This is a genomic window from Actinomycetospora sp. NBRC 106375, from assembly GCF_030269665.1.
In the GTDB taxonomy this organism is placed as follows: domain Bacteria; phylum Actinomycetota; class Actinomycetes; order Mycobacteriales; family Pseudonocardiaceae; genus Actinomycetospora.
Genome location: NZ_BSTS01000001.1, coordinates 126,832 through 148,790, shown reverse-complemented (window position 1 = coordinate 148,790; position 21,959 = coordinate 126,832). Strand labels below are relative to the sequence as shown.

General features: G+C 75.8%; 23 protein-coding genes and 1 tRNA gene. 17 read left to right on the top strand and 7 right to left on the bottom strand.

The genetic code is table 11. From position 1 onward, the window contains the following. The 4 genes from QSK03_RS00740 (at position 1) to QSK03_RS00725 (ending at position 4,217) form a co-directional block, all read left to right on the top strand. Positions 1-651, top strand: a complete 651-nt coding sequence (locus tag QSK03_RS00740) for a DUF4129 domain-containing protein (protein ID WP_285648043.1) — start codon at positions 1-3, stop codon at positions 649-651. Continuing rightward, complete coding sequence (locus QSK03_RS00735) at positions 648-1,829, top strand: DUF4350 domain-containing protein (protein ID WP_285648042.1); 1,182 nt, start codon at positions 648-650, stop codon at positions 1,827-1,829. The genes QSK03_RS00740 and QSK03_RS00735 overlap by 4 nt, the downstream gene beginning before the upstream one ends. Positions 1,830-1,909: 80 nt before the next feature. Then, complete coding sequence (locus QSK03_RS00730) at positions 1,910-2,896, top strand: AAA family ATPase (RefSeq protein ID WP_285648041.1); 987 nt, start codon at positions 1,910-1,912, stop codon at positions 2,894-2,896. Between the two features lie 13 nt (positions 2,897-2,909). Next, positions 2,910-4,217, top strand: coding sequence for a DUF58 domain-containing protein (locus QSK03_RS00725; RefSeq protein ID WP_285648040.1), 1,308 nt, complete (start codon positions 2,910-2,912; stop codon positions 4,215-4,217). Here QSK03_RS00725 and QSK03_RS00720 read toward each other — a convergent pair whose 3' ends face one another. Genes QSK03_RS00720 through QSK03_RS00710 form a run of 3 tightly spaced genes read right to left on the bottom strand, consistent with a single transcriptional unit; the run spans position 4,218 to position 6,130 of the window. Continuing rightward, positions 4,218-4,652 carry a VOC family protein gene (locus QSK03_RS00720; RefSeq protein WP_285648039.1) on the bottom strand — a complete coding sequence of 145 codons (435 nt, stop codon included), beginning with the start codon at positions 4,650-4,652 and terminating at the stop codon, positions 4,218-4,220. After that, the gene (locus QSK03_RS00715; RefSeq protein WP_285648038.1) at positions 4,649-5,104 is read right to left on the bottom strand and encodes a helix-turn-helix domain-containing protein; all 456 of its coding nucleotides are present in this window, start codon (positions 5,102-5,104) and stop codon (positions 4,649-4,651) included. The genes QSK03_RS00720 and QSK03_RS00715 overlap by 4 nt, the downstream gene beginning before the upstream one ends. 18 nt (positions 5,105-5,122) lie before the next feature. After that, positions 5,123-6,130 carry a stage II sporulation protein M gene (locus QSK03_RS00710; protein WP_285648037.1) on the bottom strand — a complete coding sequence of 336 codons (1,008 nt, stop codon included), beginning with the start codon at positions 6,128-6,130 and terminating at the stop codon, positions 5,123-5,125. A gap of 48 nt (positions 6,131-6,178) precedes the next feature. Between QSK03_RS00710 and QSK03_RS00705 the strand changes: the two genes are divergently transcribed. From QSK03_RS00705 to QSK03_RS00685, 5 genes are all read left to right on the top strand, one after another. After that, positions 6,179-7,111 carry an RDD family protein gene (locus QSK03_RS00705; protein ID WP_502872105.1) on the top strand — a complete coding sequence of 311 codons (933 nt, stop codon included), beginning with the start codon at positions 6,179-6,181 and terminating at the stop codon, positions 7,109-7,111. A gap of 153 nt (positions 7,112-7,264) precedes the next feature. Beyond that, positions 7,265-7,729 carry a hypothetical protein gene (locus QSK03_RS00700; RefSeq protein ID WP_285648035.1) on the top strand — a complete coding sequence of 155 codons (465 nt, stop codon included), beginning with the start codon at positions 7,265-7,267 and terminating at the stop codon, positions 7,727-7,729. Continuing rightward, the gene (locus QSK03_RS00695; protein WP_285648034.1) at positions 7,726-9,648 is read left to right on the top strand and encodes a cytochrome c oxidase assembly protein; all 1,923 of its coding nucleotides are present in this window, start codon (positions 7,726-7,728) and stop codon (positions 9,646-9,648) included. Before QSK03_RS00700 ends, QSK03_RS00695 begins: the two co-directional genes overlap by 4 nt. A gap of 62 nt (positions 9,649-9,710) precedes the next feature. After that, on the top strand, positions 9,711-10,919 hold the full coding sequence (locus tag QSK03_RS00690; protein WP_285648033.1) for an MFS transporter: 1,209 nt from the start codon (positions 9,711-9,713) through the stop codon (positions 10,917-10,919). Between the two features lie 4 nt (positions 10,920-10,923). Beyond that, positions 10,924-11,451: a GNAT family N-acetyltransferase gene (locus tag QSK03_RS00685; RefSeq protein ID WP_285648032.1), complete on the top strand. Its 528-nt coding sequence runs from the start codon at positions 10,924-10,926 to the stop codon at positions 11,449-11,451. Here the strand turns inward: QSK03_RS00685 and ilvA are convergent. Further along, positions 11,448-12,722 carry a threonine ammonia-lyase IlvA gene (gene ilvA / locus QSK03_RS00680; RefSeq protein ID WP_285648031.1) on the bottom strand — a complete coding sequence of 425 codons (1,275 nt, stop codon included), beginning with the start codon at positions 12,720-12,722 and terminating at the stop codon, positions 11,448-11,450. The genes QSK03_RS00685 and ilvA overlap by 4 nt on opposite strands. 46 nt (positions 12,723-12,768) lie before the next feature. Between ilvA and QSK03_RS00675 the strand changes: the two genes are divergently transcribed. From QSK03_RS00675 to QSK03_RS00650, 6 genes are all read left to right on the top strand, one after another. Next, positions 12,769-13,023: a hypothetical protein gene (locus tag QSK03_RS00675; RefSeq protein WP_285648030.1), complete on the top strand. Its 255-nt coding sequence runs from the start codon at positions 12,769-12,771 to the stop codon at positions 13,021-13,023. A 271-nt stretch (positions 13,024-13,294) separates the two neighbouring features. Further along, complete coding sequence (locus QSK03_RS00670; protein WP_285648029.1) at positions 13,295-13,459, top strand: hypothetical protein; 165 nt, start codon at positions 13,295-13,297, stop codon at positions 13,457-13,459. 139 nt (positions 13,460-13,598) lie between these two features. Beyond that, entirely contained in the window at positions 13,599-13,997 is a 399-nt protein-coding gene (locus tag QSK03_RS00665) for a DUF7715 family protein (protein ID WP_285648028.1), read from the top strand. A gap of 299 nt (positions 13,998-14,296) precedes the next feature. Continuing rightward, positions 14,297-16,171 (top strand): molecular chaperone HtpG, encoded by a 1,875-nt coding sequence (gene htpG, locus QSK03_RS00660; protein ID WP_285648027.1) that lies wholly within the window; start codon positions 14,297-14,299, stop codon positions 16,169-16,171. Further along, positions 16,168-17,208: an Atu2307/SP_0267 family LLM class monooxygenase gene (locus QSK03_RS00655; protein ID WP_285648026.1), complete on the top strand. Its 1,041-nt coding sequence runs from the start codon at positions 16,168-16,170 to the stop codon at positions 17,206-17,208. Before htpG ends, QSK03_RS00655 begins: the two co-directional genes overlap by 4 nt. Further along, positions 17,205-17,639 carry an MOSC domain-containing protein gene (locus tag QSK03_RS00650; protein ID WP_285648025.1) on the top strand — a complete coding sequence of 145 codons (435 nt, stop codon included), beginning with the start codon at positions 17,205-17,207 and terminating at the stop codon, positions 17,637-17,639. Before QSK03_RS00655 ends, QSK03_RS00650 begins: the two co-directional genes overlap by 4 nt. Here the strand turns inward: QSK03_RS00650 and QSK03_RS00645 are convergent. From QSK03_RS00645 to QSK03_RS00635, 3 genes are all read right to left on the bottom strand, one after another. Beyond that, positions 17,623-18,591 carry an endonuclease/exonuclease/phosphatase family protein gene (locus tag QSK03_RS00645; RefSeq protein WP_285648024.1) on the bottom strand — a complete coding sequence of 323 codons (969 nt, stop codon included), beginning with the start codon at positions 18,589-18,591 and terminating at the stop codon, positions 17,623-17,625. The genes QSK03_RS00650 and QSK03_RS00645 overlap by 17 nt on opposite strands. A 64-nt stretch (positions 18,592-18,655) precedes the next feature. Further along, complete coding sequence (locus tag QSK03_RS00640; protein WP_285648023.1) at positions 18,656-19,405, bottom strand: VOC family protein; 750 nt, start codon at positions 19,403-19,405, stop codon at positions 18,656-18,658. Positions 19,406-19,739: 334 nt separating this feature from the next. Next, positions 19,740-19,823 (bottom strand) — tRNA-Leu (locus QSK03_RS00635). A gap of 64 nt (positions 19,824-19,887) precedes the next feature. On the opposite strand from QSK03_RS00635, the gene QSK03_RS00630 reads away from it, so the two are divergent. Both QSK03_RS00630 and QSK03_RS00625 read left to right on the top strand, forming a co-directional pair. Beyond that, positions 19,888-21,204 carry a M20/M25/M40 family metallo-hydrolase gene (locus QSK03_RS00630; protein WP_285648022.1) on the top strand — a complete coding sequence of 439 codons (1,317 nt, stop codon included), beginning with the start codon at positions 19,888-19,890 and terminating at the stop codon, positions 21,202-21,204. Further along, the gene (locus QSK03_RS00625; RefSeq protein WP_285648021.1) at positions 21,201-21,959 is read left to right on the top strand and encodes an SDR family NAD(P)-dependent oxidoreductase; all 759 of its coding nucleotides are present in this window, start codon (positions 21,201-21,203) and stop codon (positions 21,957-21,959) included. The genes QSK03_RS00630 and QSK03_RS00625 overlap by 4 nt, the downstream gene beginning before the upstream one ends.

Genomic DNA, 21,959 nt, shown 5'->3' with positions numbered 1-21,959 from the left:
GTGCCCGCGCCGCCGGACGGGCCCGTCGCCCCGGGCGCGGTCCCGATCGACCTCGGCGCGGACCCGGCCCGCGAGCTCGCCCGCGAAGAGCTCGCGCGGCAGCTCTACCGCGACGCCGCGCCCGATCCCGTGCAGGCGTCGCTGCAGTGGCTGGCCCGCCGGCTCGACGACCTGCTGCGCGCCGCGTCGGGGGTCTCGCCCGGCGGGGCCTGGGGCCTCGTGGTGCTGCTCGTGCTGCTGGTCGTCGTGGTCCTGGTGGTGCGGCGGCGGTTCGGCAGGCTCGAGCGGTCCGCCGCGGTGCCCGGCGCCGTCCTCGGGGACGCCGTGCGCACGGCCGACGAGCACCGCCGCCTCGCCGACGGCCACGCCGCCGCGCGCCGGTGGGACGACGCCGTCCGGGAGCGGATGCGCGCGATCGTGCGGTCGCTGGAGGAGCGCACGATCCTCGAGCCCCGCCGGGGACGGACCGCGGGCGACGCGGCCCGGGAGGGCGGACGGGCCCTGCCGGCCGTCGCCGACACGCTGCGCGACGCCGCCCGGATCTTCGACGAGACCGTCTACGGCGGCCGCCCCGCCGACGAGGACGCCGACGCCCGCCTGCGGGCCGCCGACCGCGAGGTGGCGGCGACGCGGGCCGTGGCCGCCCCGTGACGGCGACCCCGGAGACCCCGGCGACGTCAGCACCGGCGGAGACCCCGGAGACGTCGGCGCCGCGACCGCTCGTCCGCTGGCGGGGCCCGGTGCTGATCGGGGCGCTGGTGCTGCTCGGGGCGCTGCTCGTCGCCGTCCTCGCCACCCCGACCCGCACCGGCGCCATGCGTCCGGACTCCGCCTCGCCCGACGGCGCGATGGCCCTGGCCCGGGTGCTCGAGGGCCAGGGGGTCCGCGTCGAGCCGGTGACCGACCTCGACGCCGCCACCGCGGCCCCCGGCCGCACCGTGCTCGTCGCCGCGCCGGAGCGGATGAGCACCCGGCAGCGCGACGCCCTCGCCGCGTCCGGCGCCGACCTCGTGCTCGTGCGCCCCGACGAGGCCACCCTGGCCGCGCTGGCCCCGGGTGTGCGCGCCGAGCCGATCGAGCTCCCCGAGCCCGTCGACCCGGCCTGCGCGCTGCCCGCCGCCCTGCGCGCCGGGCCCGTCGACCTCGAGGGCGGGGCCTACACGCTGGACCCGACCGTGCCGCCGGGAGCGCAGCGCTGCTACCCGACCGGCAGCCCGACCGGGGCGGCGTCGCTGGTCGAGCTCGGCGTCCACGGCCGGACCGTCACCGTCGTCGGCGACGCCACCCCCTTCACCAACGACGTCCTCGACGAGCGCGGCAACGCGGCGCTCACCCTGGGCCTGCTCGGCGCGCACCCCGACCTGCTCTGGTACCTGCCGGTGCCCCCGCCGGCCGAGCCCGGCCAGGAGCGCGGGGCGTCCGAGCTCCTGCCGCCGGGGTGGGTCTGGGGTCCGGTCCAACTGCTCGTCGCGGGCCTGGCCGTCGCCCTCTGGCGCGGACGCCGGCTCGGCCCCGTGGTCACCGAGGACCTGCCCGTGGTGGTGCCCGCCGGCGAGACCGTGCGGGGGCGGGCCCGGCTCTACCGCCGGGCGGGCGCCCGCGACCGTGCCGCCGAGGCGCTGCGCTCCGACGTCCGGCGCGACCTCGCCACCCGGCTCGGCGTCCCGCGCGGCGCCGGTGTCGGCCCCCTGGTCGACGCCGCCGCGGGCCGGACGGGGTGGCCGCCGGCCGCCGTCGGCGCGCTCCTGGCCGGACCGCCGCCCCCGGACGACCCCTCGCTCGTCGCGCTCGCGGGCGACCTCGACCGCCTGGGCGACGCGGTGCGGTAGGCCCCGGGCGGGTGAGGTCCTCCGGGGAACACCGGGACCGCGCGACGGGCACGACACGGAGCGTGTGATCGGATGGCGCGGTGACCGACAGCGGCGACGTCGACGGCGAGGTCGGGCCCGACGAGGCGCGCGAGGCCCTGCTGGCGCTGCGCCGCGAGGTGGCCAAGGCCGTGGTCGGCCACGACTCCGCGGTGACGGGCCTGGTGATCGCGCTGCTGTGCCGCCGGCACGTGCTGCTCGAGGGCGTGCCGGGCGTGGCGAAGACGCTGCTCGTGCGGTCGGTGGCCGCGGCGCTGTCGCTGGAGGACCGCCGGGTGCAGTTCACCCCGGACCTCATGCCCGGTGACGTCACGGGCTCGCTGGTCTACGACTCGCGCAGCGCCGAGTTCTCGTTCCGCCCCGGGCCGGTGTTCGCCAACCTCCTGCTCGCCGACGAGATCAACCGCACCCCGCCCAAGACCCAGGCCTCGCTGCTGGAGGCCATGGAGGAGTACCAGGTCTCGGTGGACGGGACGCCGCGTCCGCTGCCCGACCCGTTCGTAGTGGCCGCGACCCAGAACCCGGTGGAGTACGAGGGCACCTACCCGCTGCCCGAGGCCCAGCTCGACCGGTTCCTGCTCAAGCTCGTGCTGCCCCTGCCGCCGCGCGACGACGAGATCCGCATGCTCTCCCGCCACGCCGAGGGCTTCGACCCGCGGGACCTCGCGGCGGCCGGTGTGCGTCCGGTCGCCGGGGTGGCGCACCTGCGGGCCGCGCGCGCCGCGGTGGCGCAGGTGACCGCGCGGCCCGACGTCCTCGCCTACGTCGTCGACCTGTGCCGCGCGACCCGGTCGTCGCCGTCCCTGCGCCTCGGGGTCTCCCCGCGCGGGGCGACCGCGCTGCTGCTCGCGGCCCGGAGCTGGGCCTGGCTGTCGGGGCGGACCTACGTGACCCCGGACGACGTGCAGGCCCTCGCCCTGCCCGTCCTGCGGCACCGGGTGGCCGTGCGCGCCGAGGCCGAGCTCGAGGGCGTGACCGCGGACGGGGTCGTGTCCGGCGTGCTCGGCGCGGTCCCGGTCCCGCGCTAGCGGCCCGCCAGCCATGGCCGTCACCGGGCGCTTCGCGCTGCTCGTCGCGCTCGCCGCCCTGTTCGTGGGGCTGCTGTTCCCGTCGGGCCTCGGGGTGCTCGTCGTCTCCGGGGCCCTGGTCGTCCTGGCGCTGGCCGACGCCCTGGCCGCGGTGCCCGTGCGGTCGCTGCGCCTCGACCGCGAGCAGGAGCCCGGCGCCGTCGTGACCGTGCGCCTGGGGGAGTCGCTCGAGGTGCCGCTGCGGGTGGCGAACCCCGGGCGACGGCGGGCGTCGCTCGTGCTGCGCGACGCGTGGGAGCCCTCGGCCGGCGCGGCGCCGCCGCGGCACCGGCTCGTCGTGCCGGCGGGGGAGCGGCGCCGGGTCGTCAGCACGCTGACCCCGACCCGCCGCGGCGACCGGGACGCGGTCCGGGTGACGGTGCGCTCGCTCGGTCCGCTCGGTGTCGCCGCGCGCCAGGGCCGCCACCCGGTGCCCGCCCGCGTCCGGGTGCTGCCGGCCTTCGGCTCCCGGCGCCACCTGCCCTCGCGCCTGGCGCGGATGCGCGAGCTCGACGGGCGGCGCGCCGTCCAGATCCGGGGGCAGGGCACCGAGTTCGACTCGCTGCGCGAGTACGTCGCCGGCGACGACGTCCGCTCGATCGACTGGCGCGCCTCGGCGCGGTCCGCCGAGCTGGTCGTGCGCACCTGGCGTCCCGAGCGCGACCGGCAGGTGCTCGTCGTCATCGACACCGGACGCAGCGCCGCCGGCCGTGTGGGTGACGCCCCCCGCCTCGACGCGGCCCTGGACACGGCGCTGCTGCTCGCCGCGCTCGCGTCCCGCGGCGGCGACCGTGTCGACCTCCTCGCCCTCGACCGCGAGGTCCGGGCGTCGGTGCTCGGGGCCACCGCGGGGGAGCTCCTGCCGTCGCTGGTGACGGCGATGGCCCCGCTCGAGCCGCGGCTCGTGGAGACCGACATGCGCCTGCTCGCCGCCTCGGTGCTCGCCCGGGCCGGGCGGCGCAGCCTCGTGGTGCTGGTGACCGGGCTCGACGAGGCCGCGGTCGTCGAGGGCCTCGAGCCCGTCCTCGGCTCGCTGCTGCGCCGGCACACGGTGATGCTCGCCGCGGTGGCCGACCCGGGGCTCGCCACCATGGCCGCCGGGCGCGGCGACGCCGAGGCGATCTACACCGCGGCCGCCGCCGGCACGGCCCGCGCCGCGCGCCGGGGTGTCGCGGAGCGCCTCGCCGGCCGGGGCGTGGAGGTCGTGGACGCCGCCCCCGAGGACCTGCCGCCGGCCGTCGCCGACCGCTACCTGGCGCTCAAGGCGGCGGGCCGGCTCTAGTCAGGCGTGCGGGAAGTCCTCGCCGGAGTAGGGCTTCGGCTCGACCATGACGAGCCAGTTGCCGGAGTTGTCGCGCAGCACGGCCTCGACACCGTACGGGCGCTCGGCGGGCTCCTGGGTGAACTCGACGCCCCGCTCTACCAGGCGCTCGTGGTCGCCGCGGCAGTCGTCGGTGGTGATCCCGAACCCGCCCATCGACCCGGCCGCGAGCGCACGCCGGACCGCGGCGGCCATCTCCTCGTTCAGCGGCGGGCCCGGCACCATCAGCGTGACCTCGAGCTCGGGGTGGTCGGGGTGGTGCACGGTCACCCAGCGGAAGCCCTCGCCCATCGTGACGTCGGTGCCCTCGACGAAGCCGAGCACGTCGACGTAGAACTTCTTGGCCTCGTCCTGGTCGGTGACGTAGAGGGTGACCAGGGAAACGTTCGTGATCATGCGGAGGATTCTCCCGGGCGGAGGCCCTCCACCGGCTTCTCCGCGATTGCGCGATCGACCAGCCCGTGCATCAGCACGTAGCACCCGGGGATGCGCGGCGGCCCGGTGTGCGCCCAGCGGGCCTGGTACTCCGAGGGACTGCAGCCGACCAGCCGCCGGAACCGTGTGGAGAACGAGCCGAGCGACTCGTACCCCACCAGCCGGCACACCTCGGTGACCGTGAGGTTCGTGGCGCGCAGGAGGTCCTGGGCGCGCTCGACGCGGCGTTCGGCCAGGAACGCGTGCGGGGTCAGCCCGTAGGTCCGGTCGAAGCAGCGCAGGAAGTGGTACTTCGACAGGCCCGCCGTCGCGGCCAGGGCGTCGAGGTCGAGCGGTTCGGCGTAGTGCCGGTCGATCCGGTCGCGGGCCCGACGCAGGCCCACGAGGAGATCCTCGGGCACCGCGGTGCTCATCGGGTGCTCACCAGGTGCTCACCCCGCGCTCGGGAGCACGGCGCCGCGGCGGTCGTCGGCGAGGTCGGCCAGCGCCGGCGCGGTCGGGCCGTGACGGCGGACCAGGTGCACGCCCCACAGGACGTAGGCGGCGAACGCGGCCTCGGCGAGCACGCCGATGCCGACGCGCGCCCAGGTGGGCAGCCCGGACGGCGTCACGAAGGCCTCGATGACCCCGGAGACCATCAGGAGCACCGCGACCCCGAGCGCCATCCCGGCCGTCGTGCGGCCCTGCCGGGCCAGCGACTCGGCGCGGCTCGACGGTCCCGGGTCGATCCACGACCAGCCCAGCCGCAGGCCCGCGCCCGCGGCGACGAACAGGGCGGTGAGCTCCAGCAGACCGTGCGGTGTGATCAGGCCGAAGAACAGCTCGGCGCGCCCGTTGGCGGCGAGGATCCCGCCGGAGAGCCCGACGTTCACGACGTTCTGCAGCAGCACCCACAGCACCGGCAGGATCAGCACCCCGGTGACGAGGCAGACCGCGGCAAGCCACGCGTTGTTGGTCCAGACCTGGGCGGCGAACGACGACGCCGGGTTGGAGCTGTAGTACTGCTCGAAGTCCCGGTCGACGAGCCGGCGCGTCTCCTCCGGCGGCAGCAGGGCGGCCTGGACGTCGGGGGAGCGGGTGACCCACACCCCGACCGCGACCATCACCACCGCCGAGACGGTCAGGGTCGTCAGCCACCACCGCCACGACGCGGCGAGCGCCACGGCGAAGCCGACCGTCGCGAAGCGGGTGAGGTCGCGCCATGACGCCGTCGTCGACCCGGTGATCGCCGTGCGGGCGCGGGCCACCAGCGTCGAGAGCCGCGCGACCAGCGCCGGGTCGGGCGAGGTGGAGCGCACGACGGAGAGGTGGGTCGCCGTGCGCTCGTAGAGCGCGACCGCCTCGTCGACCTCCGCCCCGGTCCACCGGCGACGGTCGAGCAGGTCGGCCAGCCGGTCCCACTCGGGCCGGTGGGCGGCCACGTAGGCGTCGACGTCCACGGTCGCCGATCCTCCCACCGCCCGGTGCACGGCGTCGTCGCTGGCACGATGGCCTGCGTGGACCGCGTGGTGATCGGGGAAGCGGTCGAGCTGGACGTCCGCACGGCCCGCCTGCCCAGCCGCGCGCTGGCGCTGGGCATCGACATCGTGCTGATGGTCGTGCTGCTGGTCGTCCTCCTGCTGCTGATGTCGCTCGTCGGCTCGGAGGTCGACGACGCGCTCGCCGCGGCGGTGGGGCTGGGTCTGCTCGTGGTGACGTTCGTCGGGTATCCGCTGCTGTGGGAGACCCTCACCCGCGGCCGGACCCCCGGCAAGTACGCCATGGGCCTGCGGGTGGTCCGCACCGACGGCGGCCCGATCGTCTTCCGGCACGCCCTGGCCCGGGCGCTCGCCGGGTTCATCGTCGACTTCGGGCTGCTCTCGGCGTTCACGGGGATCATCGCGATCGTCGTGTCCGCCACCTCCGTGCGCGGTCAGCGGGTCGGCGACCTCCTCGCGGGCACCGTCGTGGTCCGCGAGCGTCTCCCGCGCACCGGTCTCGCCGGCCTCCCGCCCGCCGACCCGCGGCTCGCCGCCTGGGCCACCGGGTGCGAGCTCTCGCGTCTGCCCGACGACCTCGCCCTCGCCGCCCGCCAGTTCCTCGTCCGCGCCCCCCAGCTGGCTCCCGCGGTCCGGATGTCGCTCGCCGAGCGCCTCGCCGGCGACGTCGCCGCCCGCGTCGCCCCGCCCCCGCCGTCGGGCGTGCCGGCCGAGCCCTACCTCCTCGCCGTGCTGGGGGAACGCCGCCGCCGCGAGACCGCGCGCCTGGGTGCCGGGTCGCCGTGGGGGAACGGGACGCGCGCCGCCGGACCGCCGTGGGGGAACGGGTCGGGCGCTGCCGGTCCGTCGTGGGGTCCGCCGCCCGCGGCGCCCCCGCCGAGCCTTCCCGGTGACGACGTGGCGCCCGCGCCCTCGACCGGCGGCTTCGCCCCACCCGGCTGACCGCCCGGCCTCTCCCGAGACGCCGACCCTGACCGAGATGCTGCGAAAACCGAAGCATCTCCCCGGGGATCGGCCCTCCTCCCGAGCCCGACCGACCTCCGACCGACCCCCCCCGCGGCGCAGGTCGCCGGACCGACTTGCCACGATCGGTCCGTGCCCTCGGACCCCACGGCGACGCCCGCCTCCGCCGCGGCGGACGGTACGGAGGAGCCCGGCTCCGGGCGTCCGCAGCGCCCCGCGATCGCCGTCGCGGCGCTGGTGCTCGGGGCGATGGCGCTGGTCAGCGCGTGGACGGGCTGGGGCGGGCTCGCGCTCGGGCTGCTCGCGGTGATCCTCGCGCTCGCCGCGCTGGCCCGCCTGCGCGGCCGCACGGACGCCGGCGCGCACCCCCGCCGCGGCCCGCTCGCCGGGCTCGCGCTGGGCGTGGTCGCGATCGGGATCGCCGTGGTCGTGGAGTGGAGCACCCTCGCCGGCGCCGTGACCTACCTCGAGACCGGCGGGGTGCGGACGCTCGACGAGTGCATGCGCCAGGCCCAGAACGAGAAGGAGCAGCACGTCTGCAAGTCCCAGCACCTCGACGAGTACCGCGCCCGGTACCCGAGCGAGATCGACCCGTGAGCCGCGGCGCGGCCCTGGCCGGTGCCGCCGCCGGACTGGGGCTGCTCGTCGCCGCCGTCGCGGTGCTGGTCCGCGGGCCCGTGGGCTACGCCGAGCTGGGCCTCGACGACCCGGGCGCCGCGCTCCGGGTCGCGGTGCCGCTCCTGCGGGCCGTGGTCGACCTCGCGGGAGCGGCGACCGTCGGCGGGCTGCTCGTCGCGCTGGTCGTCGCCACGCCGCCGGCGGACAGCGGGTCCGCGTTCACGCCGACCGGGACGCGGGCCCTGCGCCTCGCGCGGTGGGCGGCGTGGGTCGGCGCGGCCGCGGCGGCCGTCTCGGTGCCCGCGACGCTGGCGGAGTCCGTCGGGGGCCGCCTCCCGCTCGGCCCGGGGCTCGTCACGGTGATCCTCGCCCGCGGGGAGCCGGTCAGCTGGCTGATCGCGGCCGTCCTGGGCGTCGCGACGGCGGTCGCGGCGGGCGAGGTGCGGCGCTGGACCGGCGGCGCCGGCGTGCTCGCCCTCGCGCTGGCCGCCCTCCTCGCCCCGGTGGCGACCGGCCATGCCGCCGACGGTGTGGGCCGCGACCTCGCCCTGCCCGCGACGGCGCTGCACGTCGTCGCCGCGGCCGTCTGGCTCGGGACGCTCGGGGTGCTGGCGCTGACGGGGGACACGGAGCCGCGGTCCTGGTGGCGCGCCGCGCGGATCGGCACCGCCGCGGGGATCGCGACCGTCGCCTCCGGGGCCGTGGCCGCCGGGGTCGCGCTCTCGGCGCCCGGCGGCACCGGGGTCGGGGGTCACCTGGACTACACGGTGCTCGTCCTGCTCGCCGCCGCGCTGGGCGTCGTCGCGGGCGGGGTGGTCTGGCGACGGCGCGCCGGGCGGGTCGTGTGGCCGGTGGAGCTGGGGGTGCTCGCGGTCGTCGTCGGGCTGTCGGCGGTCGCGACCCGTGCGGTGCCCCCGGTCCAGGCGCCGGGGGCGACGAGCGCCCCCACCGCGGTCCTGGGCTACGGCTTCGCGGCGGCGCCGGACCCGTGGGTGCTCGCGACGTCCTGGCGACCCGAGCTGACCTCGCTCACGCTGGCCGCCACGCTCGCCGCCCTCTACGCCGGGGGTCTGCGGCGGCTCGCGCGGGAGGGCGCGCGCTGGCCGGTCGGGCGCTCGGTGGCCTGGTTCGCCGGGTGCGCGCTGCTCGTCGTCGCCACCTCGTCCGGGCTCGGGCGCTACGGCCCGGCGGTGCTGTCGATCCACGTGGCCGGGCACATGCTCGTCGCCACGGCGGTGCCGCTGCTCTGGGCGCTGGGCGCGCCGATCGTGCTGGCGCGCCGGACGTTGCGCGAGGCCCCGCCCGGTGGCCCCGAGGGCCCGGCGGAGTGGCTCGAGCACGTCCTGGCGGCACCCACCCTGCGCGTGGCGTGCCACCCCGTCGTCGCCGTCGTGCTCGTCGTCGGCTCGCCGGCCCTGCTCTACCTGACGCCGGTGTTCTCGCTGACCCAGCCGCTGGGCTGGCTGCAGCCGGTGATGACGCTGTGGTTCCTGCTGGTCGGGGTCCTGTTCCTCGGCCCCCTCGTCGCCGGCCCGCCGAACGGGCCGGGCCTGCCGTACCTGGCCCGGCTGACCTTCCTCCTGGCGACCATGCCCCTGCACGCGCTGGTGGGGCTGGCGCTGCTCGCCGCGGACCACCCGATCTCGCGGACGCCGGTGCTCCCCGCGGACGGGGGGAGCGGCCAGGTCTTCGTCGACGACTTCTTCGTGCGCCTGCGCCTGCCCTGGGCCCCGGATCTCCTGGCCGACCAGCACCTCGCCGGCGTGCTCACGTGGCTGCTGGGCGACCTGCCGCTGCTCGCGGGCGTGGTCGTGGTGCTGGTCGCGTGGTCGCGTCACGCCCGCGTCGAGGACGCCGACCGGCGCGCCGACCTGCTGGTGGGTCTCGGATCACGGTGAACGTCCCACATCGTGGGAGGACTTTCCTGCGGAATGGGCGTCGATAGCGTAGACAAGCACGTGTGCGATCCCGTCGACGCTGGGCCGTCCTCGCCGTGGGCGTCGCGGCGCAGACCGCCGCCTCCGCCGTGGTCTACGGCGTGCCGTTCCTCGTGCCGAGCCTGCGGGACGAGCGCGGGCTCTCCCTCGCGGCGGTGGGGATCGTGGTCGCGGCTCCCACGCTCGGCCTGCTCGTCGCGCTGATCGCCTGGGGCGCGGTCGTCGACCGGGTCGGCGAGCGCCTCCCCATGGCGGCCGGGCTCGGCTTCTGCGGCGTCCTGACCGGCGCGCTCGCCCTCCTCGCGCCGGCGTCGCTCGCCCTCGCCGTCGCGCTGCTGGTGCTGGCCGGGATCGGCGCGGCCTCGGTCAACGCCGCGAGCGGGCGGCTGATCATGGGGTGGTTCGACGTCGAGGAACGCGGCCTCGCCATGGGGATCCGCCAGACAGCGCAGCCGCTCGGCGTCGCCGTCGGCGGGCTCGTGCTGCCGACGCTCGCCCAGCAGGACGGGTCGTTCGAGGCGCTGGTGTGGCCCGCGCTGGCGTGCGTGGTCTGCGCGGTGCTGGTGGTGCTCGTGGCCGCCGATCCGCCGCGCACCCCGCGCGCGCCGGGGGAGGCCCCGCCCGCGTCGCCGTACCGCTCGCCGGTCCTGCCGCGGGTGCACGCGGCGAGCGCCCTGCTGGTGCTCCCGCAGTTCGCGATCTCGGCGTTCTCGCTGGAGTACCTGGTGCGCGAGCAGGGCTGGTCGCCCGGGGTGGCCGGTGTCTTCGTGGCCGCGGCCCAGATCGCCGGCGCCGCCGGACGCATCGGCAGCGGCTGGTGGTCCGACCGCGTCGGCTCGCGCCTGCGCCCGATGCGTCAGCTGGCCGTGGCGAGCGCGGCGGTGCTGCTCGTGTTCTCGGTCGGCGACCTCACCCTCGGGCTGATCGCCGTCGCCGGGATCGCGGCCGGATCGGTCATCACCGTCGCCGACAACGGCCTCGCGTTCGTCGCCACCGCCGAGATCGCCGGGCCCGGCTGGTCCGGGCGCGCGCTCGGGGTGCAGAACACCACCCAGAACATCGTCGCCACCATCGCGCCGCCGGCCCTGGGGGCCCTCATCGGCGTCTCGAGCTACGCGGTCGGGTTCGCCGTGGTCGCCCTCGCGCCGCTCGCGGCGATCGGTGTCACCCCCGTCGCCGACGAGCCGGTCCCCGAACGCGTGGCGGTGCGGACGGCCGCCTCCGGACACTGATCCCGTGGGCTGGAGCATCCGCCGCGCGGTCGAGGCCGACGCCGCGAGGATCGGCGAGATCACCGTCGCCGGCTGGCGGAACGCCTACCGCGGCATCGTCGCCGACGAGCGTCTGGACGCCCTCGACGCCGCGGAGATCGCCGAGGTCCGCCGGTCGGTGATCGCGGCCCCCGAGCCGATGGCGGTGTTCGTCGCCGAGGACGGTGCCGGGGTGCGCGGCTACTGCACCGTCGGCCCGTCGCGGGACCCGGAGCTCGCCGGGGACACCACCGGGACCAGCGCCGTGCTGTACACCCTCTACCTCGACCCCGAGGTCATCGGCACCGGCGCCGGCGGGGCGCTGCACGACGCCGGCGTCGCGCACCTCGCGGCGGCGGGCTTCGCGCGGGCCACGTTGTGGGTGTACACCGCGAACACGAGCGCCCAGGCGTTCTACGCCCACCGCGGCTGGCACGCGGACGGCGAGCCGTACCAGGGGCCCGGGTGGTCGGCACCGGCCACGCGCTGGGCCCTGCAGCTACAGACGAGCTAGACCAGGAAGCGGAACGCGGGCGAGCCCGGCTCCAGCGCCTCGATCTGCAGCGGCGAGCGGGCCATGCGCTCCAGCAGCGGCTCGAGGTCGTCGCGGGACCCGATCTCGACGCCGACCAGCGCCGGGCCGGCCTCGCGGTTGTCGCGCTTGACGTACTCGAAGCGGGTGATGTCGTCGTCCGGGCCGAGGACCTCGTCGAGGAAGCGGCGCAGCGCGCCGGGCTCCTGGGGGAACTCGACGAGGAAGTAGTGCTTGAGGCCCTGGAAGCGCAGCGAGCGCTCGATGACCTCGGCGTACCGGGACACGTCGTTGTTGCCGCCGGAGAGGACGACGACGACCGTCTCGCCCGGCACGAGGTCCAGCCCCGGGCCGTCGGCACGGATCGCGGCGCCGGCCAGCGCACCCGCGGGCTCGGCGATGATGCCGTCGGTCTGGTAGAGCGCGAGCATCTCGGTGCACACCAGGCCCTCGTCCACCGCGACGAGCTCGGCGCCCGAGCGGCGGATCAGCGGGTAGGTCACCGCCCCGGCCTTGCGCACGGCGGCGCCGTCGACGAAGCGGTCGAACCCGTGCTCGTCGAGCACCACCGGGCTGCCGGCGTGCAGCGCGGCGGCGACGTTGCGCGCGCCGGCCGGCTCGACGCCGACCACGCGGGTGCGCGGGTGGGTGGCCTGCAGCCAGGTCGCGGTACCGGCGAGCAGCCCGCCGCCGCCGACCGGGACGACGATCGTGTCCGGGGCCTCGCCGAGCTGCTCGACGATCTCGGCCACCACCGTCGCCTGGCCGGCCACGGTGCGGGTGTCGTCGAACGCCGGGACCAGCGTCGCCCCGGTGTCCTCGGACCAGCGCGTGGCCGCGGCGGACGACTCGTCGTAGGTGTCGCCGTCCACCACGAGGTCGATCATGTCGCCGCCGAGGGCGACGATTCGCTCGCGCTTCTGGCGCGGGGTGGTCGACGGGATGACGACCCGGCCCTTGACGCGGTGCGCGGCGCAGGCGAACGCGAAGCCCTGCGCGTGGTTGCCGGCGCTCGCGCACACGACGCCGGCGGCGCGCGCCTCGTCGTCGAGCTGGCTGATGAGGTTGTAGGCCCCGCGCAGCTTGTAGGAGCGGCCGACCTGCAGGTCCTCGCGCTTGAACCACACCTGGGTGCCCGTGACGGACGACAGGCGCGGGTTGCGCTGCAGCGGGGTGCGCTCGGCAATACCCGCCAGACGCTCCGACGCCTCGAGCACCTGCTTCTCGAAGGTCGTACCGCCGTCGCGCGCCATGGGTGTCCCGCTCCTCGTCTACCAGGGGTTGATCCGTCGATCGTAGGTGCCCCTGGGCACGCGGTCCCGCCGTACCCCGAGAGATGCCCGGGTCGCGTACGTCGGAACGCTGACGACAGGACCCCCGCACTACCCCGACGGCCCGACGTCGCTGATGGTGGTCCTCGCCGTCTACACGGTCGCGAGCCGGCTGACCTGGCACCGCTCGGTCGCGGTCGGCGTCGTGCTGCTCGCGGTGTGGGTCGGGCTGGAGCGGGTGGTCGCGGCCCACGAGGGCGTCGCGACCCCGGGCGCGGCGTAGCGACCCCGAGCGCCCCGAGCGCCCCGAGCGCCCCGAGCGACCGCGAGCGACCGCGAGCGTGTGGCGCTACGGACGCCCGGTGTGCGCGGTGGCCCCCCGCTGACACCTCGGGGTCACCGCCCCCGTCTCGACGCGCCGCCGCGCCTGCTCCTCGGCGCGCCCGGTCGCCGCGGTCTGGAGACGATCACCGCCGACCCGGATCTCGCGGGCACCGCGGTGCTCGTCCTGACGACGTCCCGGGCGTCTGCCGGCGTGGCCGATCGCGGTGTCGGTGGCGCTCGTGGTGGCGGAGACGGCGCAGATCGCTCTCGGCTACACGGGGGTGCTCGCCGTGCACGTCCCGCTCGGTGTCGCGATCGTCGGGACGGCGGTGTGGTTCGCGTGGTGGGCGGTGCGGGCCCGCCCGCCGGCCCGACCGAGGACACCAGCTCCATGATCCGCCCCGGTGCTCCGTCCACCCCATGCCATCGGGTCGGAGGAGCACCCGGAGCGATCATCGGCGCACCGACACCCACCGGCGCTGTCGGTGCTCGGTGCTATCCCCTCGGACGACGGCGCGGACGAGGGAGAGCGACATGAAGGTGCTGGTGGCGACCGCCCGGACCCAGGGCGCACGCGCGAACGACTACCACTGGGCGACGGAGGGCGAGCTCGTCCGCGTCGGCGAGGTCTGTCGCAGGGACCGGGACGACCCGGACGGCGGCTGCGGCTGCGGGCGGGGGTTCGCCGGCTTGAACTCGCACCGGGCGACGACGACCGCGCGGGTCGCCCAGGTGCCGCTGACCCGCCCCGAGTACGTCGAGGCGGTCCGATCCTCGTTGCAGGCGCAGGGCTGGGATCCCTGTGCCTGCTGCTCGACCGACGAAGCCGACGACCTCGCCGAGTACGTGGCCGGCTGGCCGGTGGGCACGATCGTCGAACGTCGGCTCGACCTCCTGCACGTGCGCGCCCTGCCGAACGAGCTCGCGGCGTGAGACTCGCCGGTAAGCTGCCCTCCGTGGCGAGCAGGCGGGTCAGCATCACCCTCGACGAGTTCTCCGTCGAGCTCGTCCGGGGGGCGGCCTCGACCCCGGCGACCTGACCAGCCGCCCGTGCCGGGCGTGGGTGGGGGAGCGGCTGGGTGCCGTGGACACGACCACCCTGTCCCGCATCGACGGCGCGGTCAGCGCCGCTCTCGGCCTCTGAGCCCGGGCGGGCGGTCGGGGCCTCCGGCCCCCACGGACCGGCCGATATCCTGGACCCTGCACGCACGACCCACCGCGGGAGAGGACGCATGAGCGAGACGATCGAGTTCCAGGCCGAAGCCCGTCAGCTGCTCCAGTTGATGATCCACTCGATCTACTCCGACAAGGACGTCTTCCTCCGCGAGCTGATCTCCAACGCGTCGGACGCGCTGGACAAGCTGCGGTTGGAGTCCTACCGCGACAAGGATCTCGAGGCCGACACCTCGGACCTGCGCATCGAGCTGGAGCAGAGCGCCCCCGACGTCGAGCACCGCACGCTGGTGGTGCGCGACAACGGCATCGGGATGAGCCGCGACGAGGTCGTCGAGCTGATCGGCACGATCGCGAAGTCGGGCACCGCGGAGATGCTCGCCCAGATCCGCGAGTCGCAGGACGAGAAGGGCGAGAACGCCGAGGACCTCATCGGCCAGTTCGGCATCGGCTTCTACTCGAGCTTCATGGTCGCCGACCGCGTCGAGATGGTGACGCGCAAGGCCGGGACGAGCGAGGGCGTGCACTGGGAGTCGACCGGTGAGGGCACCTACACCCTGGAGCCGGTCGAGGACGCCCCGCAGGGCACCTCGATCACCCTGCACCTGAAGCCCGAGGACGCGGAGGACAGCCTCCACGACTACGCGAAGCCCGAGACGGTGCGTCGCATCGTGAAGCGCTACTCGGACTTCATCACCTGGCCGATCCGGATGACCCCGCCCGCCACGGACGAGACCCCGGAGCCCGAGCCGGAGACGATCAACTCGCGGCAGGCGCTGTGGGCGCGGGCCCGCTCCGAGGTGACCGACGAGGAGCTCACCGAGTTCTACCGCCACGTCAGCCACGACTGGCAGGAGCCGCTGGAGACCATGCGGCTCTCGGGCGAGGGCACGTTCGAGTACCAGGGCCTGCTGTTCCTGCCGGCGCACGCGCCCATGGACCTGTTCATGCGCGAGGCGCGCCGCGGCGTGCAGCTCTACGTCAAGCGCGTGTTCGTCATGGACGACTGCGAGGCGCTCGTCCCCGAGTACCTGCGCTTCGTCAAGGGCGTGGTCGACGCCGCCGACCTCTCGCTCAACGTCTCCCGTGAGATCCTCCAGCAGGATCGCCAGATCCAGGCGATCCGCAAGCGGCTGGTCCGCAAGGTGCTGCAGACGATCGCGGCGCTGCAGGAGAACGAGCCCGACAAGTACACGACGTTCTGGGGCGAGCTCGGCCGGGCCTTCAAGGAGGGCCTGATCACCGACCCGGACAACCGGGAGGCGATCCTCGCGGCGAGCGCGTTCCCGTCCACCCACTCGGCGGACGAGAACACCACGCTGAAGGCCTACAAGGAGCGCATGCCCGAGGGCCAGGAGGCGATCTACTTCCTCACCGGGGCGACCCGCGGGAGCATCGAGAACTCCCCGCACATCGAGGCGTTCCGCGCCAAGGGCTACGAGGTCCTGCTGCTCACCGACCAGGTCGACGAGGTCTGGACCGACACGGTCACCGAGTTCGACGGCACCCCGATGGCCTCGATCGCCAAGGGCGACGTCGACCTCGGCGACGACGCCGGCTTGCCCGAGGGCTTCGACGACCTCCTGACCTGGATGGGCACCGAGCTGGCCGACGACGTCAAGGAGGTCCGGCTCTCCACGCGCCTGACCAGCTCGCCGGCCTGCCTCGTCGGCGACCCCGGCGACATGTCGCCGATGCTGGAGAAGATGTACCGGGCGATGGGCCAGGAGCCGCCGGTCACGAAGCGGATCCTCGAGCTCAATCCCCAGCACGCCCTGGTGAGCGGTCTGCGCGACAAGCAGGGCGCCGGCGACGCGGACCCCGATGTCGCCCGCCTGCTCTACGGCATGGCGCTGCTGGCCGAGGGCGGCGAGCTCAAGGAGCCGACGGCGTTCGTCAACACCCTGGCCGAGCGCCTGCAGAAGACGCTGTGACGGCACCGGTCCGCCTCGGCGTCGACAGCTTCGTCGCCCGGGTCACCGACCCCCACACCGAGCGGGAGATCGGCCCCGAGGAGCGCTTCGAGCACCTCCTCGAGGAGATCGCGCTCGCCGACCGGGTCGGGCTGCACTCCTACGGCATCGGCGAGCACCACCGCAGCGAGTACTACGACGCCGCGCCGCCGGTGATCCTCGCCGCCGCGGCCGCGCGCACCGAGAACATCCGGCTGCGCAGCGCGGTCACGGTGCTGTCGGCGGCCGACCCGGTGCGGGTGTTCCAGGAGTTCGCGACGATCGACCTCATCTCCCGCGGGCGGGTCGACCTCGTCGTCGGCCGGGGCTCGTTCGTCGAGGCGTTCCCGCTGTTCGGGCTGGCGTTCGAGGACTACGACGAGCTGTTCAGCGAGAGGCTGGACCTGCTCCTGAAGATCAACGAGTCGCCGATCGTCACGTGGTCGGGCAAGCACCGCCCGGCGCTGACCGAGCAGCCGGTCTACCCGCGCCCGTCGCAGGAGCACCTACCGATCTGGGTCGGGGTCGGCGGGACGCCGGAGTCGTTCGTGCGGGCGGGCCTGCTCGGGCTGCCCCTCATGGTCGCGATCATCGGCGGGGAGCCGCGGCGGTTCGCGCCGTTGATCGACCTCTACCGCCGCGCCGGGGAGCACGCCGGGCACCCGCCGGAGGCGATGCGGGTCGGCCTGCACTGCTTCGGGTTCGTGGGCGACGACGTCGCCAAGGCCACCAACGCCTTCTACCCCGGCTGGCAGGAGATGTTCACGACGGTCGCCGCGGAGCGCGGCGGGGCGCCGCCGACCCGCGGCGCGTTCGACGCCATGCGCGGGCCGGACGGCGCGTTCTTCGTCGGCGACCCGAAGACCGTGGCCGCCAAGGTGGTGCGGGTGTCCGAGCAGCTCGGCGGCGTCGAGCGGATCAACCTGCAGATGACCAACCCGCGCCTCGCCCACGACGACCTGCTGCACTCGATCGAGCTGCTCGGCACCGAGGTGATCCCGCGCGTCGAGCAGGCATGACCCGCGTGGCGGCGCTGCACGTCGCCCCGGAGCGCCGCGCGCCCATGACGGCCGTCGACAGGATCGAGGTCGAGGCGGGCTCGGGGGTCGTCGGCGACCGCTACCACGGCACCCGCCACCGCCACGTCTCGGTGCAGAGCCGCGACGAGCTCGCGGCGGCCACCGAGGCCTTCGGGGCCCCGGTGCCCGAGGGGCTGACCCGCCGCACCGTGACCCTCGACCACGGGGCCGTGCCGACCGAGCCCGGCGCGCGGATCGTCGTCGGCGACGTGGTGCTGGAGGTCGTCCGGCGGGCGGCGCCGTGCCGTGTCATGGACACCGAGATCGGCGAGGGTGCCCGGGCGGCGCTCCACGGCCGGGGCGGCGCGATCCTGCGGGCGCTGACCTCCGGGACGATCGCCGTGGGCGACGAGGTCACGCTGCCGGCGTGACCCCGCACGGGCCGACGGTGGCGGTGATGCCGTCGTGGTCCGAGTCCGGGAGCGTGAACTGCCGTGGCGCGTCGCCGCACCAGCCCGGCCCGACCAGCAGGTGGTCGATGCGGAGCAGGAGGGCGCGCCACATCGTCACCGACGTCGGACCGGTGCCCTCGGCGCGCATCGCGTCGGTGAGCCCGGAGCCGACGAGCAGGCGGTAGTCGCGGGCGCGGTCGGTGGAGTTGAGGTCGCCGGCCACCACGACCGGGCCCGGCTCGCGGGCGGCCCGCGCGGCCAGGTCCTCGACGAGCCGGTGGTGTTCGGCCGGGGTGGTCCAGTAGCCGCCGCTGCCCGTCCACCACGGCTTGGGCACGTGCATGGCGTAGAGGACGAACGGCACGGGCGCCGCGACGGCCACGCGCATCCCGGGGAACCCCGGCCCCGGCGCCTGCAGGAGCCGCAGCGGGAAGCGGCTGTAGACCCCGACCGACGGCGAGCCCGGAGCGAACAGGTGGAACGGGTAGCCGGCGGCGACGGCCGCGTCGATCGCGGGGGCGTTCTCGACGACGGCGAGCACGTCGGCGTGCGAAGCGCGCAGGGCCGGCACGGTGGACGGCATCGCGGTGACGTTGGCGCTCGCGACCGTCACGCCCGCGCCGGGGCGCACCGGACCGGCGTCGGCGGGTGTCCAGGGTGCGACGACCGCGACCGTCCCGGCGAGCAGCGCCGACACCGCCACCACGACGCCCCGGCGCCCGAGGAGGGCGACGGCCGCGATCGCGGCGATCACCGCCAGGACGGGCAGCACGATGGCGACGACGTCACCGGCGAGACCCAGCTCGTCCCGCAGCGGGAACCACGCCCACGGCAGCGCGCCCAGGACCGCGACGAGGGCCCAGGGGAGGGCGCGGAGGCCCAGGACGCCACGGCGGTCCGGCGCCGACGACACCGCGGCGCCTCGCTCCACGGTGATCGACCGTACCGATCCAGCCGCACGGTGTCGGTGAGGCGCGGGGGTGGTCCGCCCCACCTCAGCCCGGGATCCGGATCACCCCGAACCGTGCTCCGGCCGGATCGGTGAGCGTGGCCTGCCGGCCGCGCGGGCCCTCGCTCACCGGTGTCACCACCGTTCCGCCGGCATCCCGGGCGGCGGCCAGCGCCGCGTCGGCGTCGGCGACCGCGAAGACCGGGAGCCAGTGGGGGAGCGCGTCGCCGGCGAGACCGAGCCCTGCGAGGGCCCGCCCGTCCTCGCCGCGGCAGACCAGCCGCCCGGCCCCGTCCTCGTCGTCGTCGTCGATCTCCCAGCCGAACAGCGCCCGGTAGAACGTGCGGGTCGTCCCGGGCTCGGCCGACGCCGCCTCGGCCCAGCAGAGTCGCCCGGGCCCCGGCGCGGGCAGCGCGTCGTCGGACTCCCACAGCCCGACCGCCGCCCCGCCCGCGTCGAGCGCGACGAGCAGCCGCCCGCCGGCCAGGTCGTCCTCCGGGCCGTGGAGCACCTGCCCGCCCAGCTCCTCGAGCGCCTCGGCTGCGGCGTCGACGTTGTCCACGGCGAGGTAGAGCGTCCAGGCGGGCGGCGTCGCCGCACCGGGGGAGCCCAGCGCCGCCACGGGCACCCCCCCGGCGTGGACCGCGAGCTGCTGGTGCTCCGCGCTCGGGGACGCGTCCGGGGTCCACCCGAGCACCGCGCCGTAGAACGCGGTGACGGCGTCGAGGTCCGCGCTGTCGCCGGCGTCCAGCTCGGCCCAGCACGCGGCACCGGCCACCCGCGCGGTCACGGTCATGCCACCCACTACCCCCTCGTGCGTCCGCCGAGTCCCACGGGGCCGGGAGCACGAGGCCGGCCGACCGGACGGGCACGACCGGTCAGCACGCGACCGGGTATTCCTGCGTGCTTCGGGACCGTCGTCGTCGCCGCGGCGTCGCCCACACGGAGATGACCCTCGGCGGCGACGCGGGTGACGGCGGCATCGGCGAGGAGCCGATCGCCGTCTGAGGTCGCACGATCATCCGCGCCGGTGGCCCTCGGGCTGCCGGCGCGGACGTGTGTCCGGGGCCGTCCGGGGTGGAGCGGAGAAAGGGTGTGATCCGTGTCGTCCGGACCGGGAGAAACCAGGGTGTCCGAGGGGGGACTTGAACCCCCACGCCCTACTCGGGCACTAGCACCTCAAGCTAGCGCGTCTGCCATTCCGCCACTCGGACCTGCGAGGAGACAGCGTAGACGACGCCGCGCAGCCCGATCACGGTGGGTGGCAGGATGCGGCGCATGGGTCGTGCCGAGGACGAGGTCGTGCAGCTGACCAGCGAGCTCATCCAGATCGACAGCCAGAACACCGGAGAGCTCGAGACCACCACCGGCGAGGTCGAGGCCGCCGCCTACGTCGACGCGAAGCTGCGGGAGGTCGGGTACGAGACCGAGGTCGTCGAGTCCGGGGCCCCCCACCGGCAGAACGTCTTCGCGCGACTGCAGGGCGCGGACCCCTCGCGACCGGCGCTGCTGGTGCACGGGCACCTCGACGTCGTGCCGTTCGACGCCGGCGAGTGGTCGGTCCACCCGCTGTCCGGCGCGGTGCGGGACGGCTACGTCTGGGGCCGCGGCGCGGTCGACATGAAGGACATGGACGCGATGATCCTGGCGCTGGCGCGCCAGTTCGCCGCCGAGGGCACCGTGCCGCCGCGGGACATCGTCTTCGCGTTCCTCGCCGACGAGGAGGCCGGCGGGGCCTACGGGTCCCACTGGCTCGCCGAGCACCGCCCCGACCTCTTCGCCGGCTGCACCGAGGCGCTGGGGGAGGTCGGCGGCTTCTCGGTGACGCTCGGCGAGGACGTCCGCGTCTACCCGGTGATGACCGCCGAGAAGTCGATCGCCTGGATGAAGCTGCGGGTCCGCTCGCGGCCCGGCCACGGCTCGATGGTCCACGACGAGAACGCCGTGACGATCCTCGCCGAGGCCGTCGCCCGCCTCGGGCGCCACCGCTTCCCGCTCGTGCTCACCGAGTCCGTGCAGGGGTTCTTCGACGAGGTCAGCGCGCTGACCGGCATCGAGTTCCCGACCGACTCCGCCGCCGCCCTCGACGGTGCGGTCGCGAAGCTCGGCGGTGTGGCGCGCGTCGTCGGCGCCACCACCCGGGACACCGCGAACCCGACGATGCTGCAGGCGGGCTACAAGGCCAACGTCATCCCCTCCGTGGCCGAGGCGACGATCGACTGCCGCGTGCTGCCCGGACGCCAGGAGGCCTTCGAGCGCGAGCTCGACGAGCTCCTCGGCCCGGACGTCGAGCGGGAGTGGATCCGCAACCTCGAGGCCGTGGAGACGCCGTTCTCCGGCGACCTCGTCGACGTCATCACCCGGGCCGTGCAGGAGGAGGACCCGCAGGCCCGCACGTTGCCCTACATGATGTCGGGCGGCACGGACGCGAAGGCGTTCGTCAAGCTCGGGATGCGCTGCTTCGGGTTCGCCCCGCTGCGGCTGCCCCCGGACCTCGACTTCACCGCGCTCTTCCACGGCATCGACGAGCGGGTGCCCGTGGACGCGCTGCCCTTCGGCACCCGGGTGCTCGAGCGCATCCTGCTGCGCTCGTGAGCCAGGAGACGAAGCGGAGCGGAGCTCGACCCGACGGAGCGGTGCGGCACGGGCACGTCGCGCTGGTCACCGGCGGGGCGTCGGGCATCGGTGCCGCGATCAGCACCCGGCTCGCGGCCGACGGCTACAAGGTGGCGGTCGTCGACCGCGACGCCGAGGCCGCGACGCGCGTGGCGGGGGAATGCGGCGGCGTCGCCGTGGCCTGCGACGTCACCTCCGACACGGCGATCCGGGCCGCGGTGGACGAGGTCGTGGGCTGGGGCCGACGCCTCGACGTCGTCGTGCTGCACGCCGAGACGCCCGGCGCCGGGTCCGGGGTCGACGACCTCGACGTCGAGGCCTACCGCCGGACGACGGCCGTCACCGTCGACCACGTCGTGTTCGGCCTCCACGCCACGCTGCCCGCCCTGCGCCGCGCCGGGGGCGGCACGGTGATCGCGACGTCCTCGCCCGCCGGGCTCGCCGGCGTGCCCGGCGACGCGATCGGCGCGCTCGCCCAGCACGCCGTCGTCGGCTACGTGCGCTCCGCGGCGGCCTCGCTGGCGCCCGAGCGGGTGCGCGTGATGGCGGCCTGCGCGGACGGCACCACGGACGAGGTGGCCGAGGCCGTCGGCGGCATGCTCGCGCGGGGCGCGTCGGGGGAGTGCTGGGTCGTGCGGCCCGGCCGCGAGCCCGAGCCGTTCCGGTTCTCCGACGTTCCGCGTCCCGCCGGGGCGGACGCGCGCCCGCCCCACGGCGGCGAGACGGGACGCTGA